Source organism: Gammaproteobacteria bacterium, assembly GCA_003696665.1.
GTDB lineage: Bacteria > Pseudomonadota > Gammaproteobacteria > Enterobacterales.
Genome location: RFGJ01000314.1, coordinates 1 through 1,774, shown reverse-complemented (window position 1 = coordinate 1,774; position 1,774 = coordinate 1). Strand labels below are relative to the sequence as shown.

Below are 1,774 nucleotides of genomic sequence, written 5' to 3'. Positions count from 1 at the left end.
CGGCTATCGGTATCATCATAGCCATAGTTTTCGTCTATCTTTGGGCAGAACTGGCAGTTGGCGTGTTGACCAACCTTGGCAGCTGAAGTGGCGAAGCGTCGGTCGCATGCTGAATCAGTCGCTTGGCACTATTGAAAAGCAGCTTTGATAACGGATCTTCAACACCCTCTGGCAAGGATAAGGCCACCACGTTATTTTGACTCATGGTGGCCGTACGCCTTTGTCGTTTTCAGTTCATCTTAAGCGGAGTTTCAGTAGGGCATGCCGCTTTTCCCAATCTCCCCGTACACCAGTTTCAAGCATAGAGCTCAAAAAGATATTAGGCTAAGGAGCCGTTCAAGGCCAAGTGAGAAAGGACTCTGGAGTGTAGGGCCGTCTGTCCTTTATAAATCCGTCTTAAAAAAATGCAATTTTTGGTAATTTTTCACATCATTTTTCGATTTCTTTTGATACCATCCCAGCAAAATTTACCGTCATCGAGTACCGGGTACGTTAAGCGGTCTACCCGGGTTTAAGGATAAACCAGGAGGATCGTTATGCTGCGTGCCCGTGCCCGCCGTTTAACGTCGTTTGTGTCGTTCGTCTTTCTTTTCGGTTTTGCCTTATTAGGAATATCGTGGTCACAACCAGCGCATGCCATCTGTTTAAAACCTTATGCACTGAAGGCAGCGCCGCAGCCGTCATCAGCGCGAGGCCGGAAGCAAGGTAAGGCAAAGTCGAAATCTTCCCCGCAGAAAGTTCAGCCACAGGCACTTGGCTGCAGGAACGATCCGATTCCTGGCATGCCGGGGCCGATTCAGGTGCCAAGTGGTGTCGATACCGACGGACGGTATACTGTTTCATGGGGCCGCGCTTCTGGCAACCCAACTTATTACCAGTGGCGAGAAGCTAAGAATGGAAAGCTTGGGACTTGGCAGAGCACCTACGGAACATCAGTTACCTTAACCGGTCGTGGCAATGGTAGCTATTACTATGTTGTGAAAGCTTGCAATCATTTTGCTTGTGGTGATTGGCGGCAAAGTGCCACCTTTGAGGTTGTCCTTCCGCCGACAGCTGTGACAAGTATTTCAGCGCCTGCCACAAATAACACGGGCACTTACACTATCTCTTGGGGGAGTGCGTCTGGTCAGGTGACCGCATACCAATATCGCGAATCGAGCAATGATGGGGCGAGCTACGGCGCGTGGGTAAGTGTCGGTTCGGCACGAAGTCGGACATTCTCAGGCAAAACAGACGGGCATTATCGTTACCAAGTACGGGCATGTCACAAATCGGTGTGCGGGCCTGTTAAGACGAGTGGCCGCGTCAGCGTGGTGCGCCGCCCGTCGCCGGTGGCCAGTGTGTCCATTCCAGCACGGAGTGCCACTGGACAATACACAGTCAGTTGGTCGGCCAGTGGAGGCCCTAAAGTCACCCATTATCAATATCGGGAGTCTAGCAATGGTGGGTCGACTTATGGGGCATGGGTGAGTACTGGGACAACACGCAGTCGAAACTTTTATGGCAAGAGTGATGGTCGCTATCGTTATCAAGTGAGAGCCTGTAATGGAGCAGTGTGTTCAGGCGTTACCACTTCAGCCGTCATTGACGTTCGGAACCGACCTAGTGTGCCGGGCACGCCTTCGGTACCCGCGCAGGTGGTAGGCGGCGACTATGTGGTGTCCTGGTCAAGAAGTCTGGGACATGTGAGTTTTTATCAGCTTCAAGAGCGTATCTCTGGAGGCAATTTCGCCACCATTGCCTCGCGTATCACCGGCACCAGTTTTTCAGTGCG

General features: G+C 51.9%; 1 protein-coding gene. It reads left to right on the top strand.

The features are described from left to right. Positions 1-536: 536 nt before the first annotated feature. The coding region (locus tag D6694_08455; protein RMH41978.1) for a hypothetical protein at positions 537-1,774 on the top strand (1,238 nt) is incomplete at its 3' end.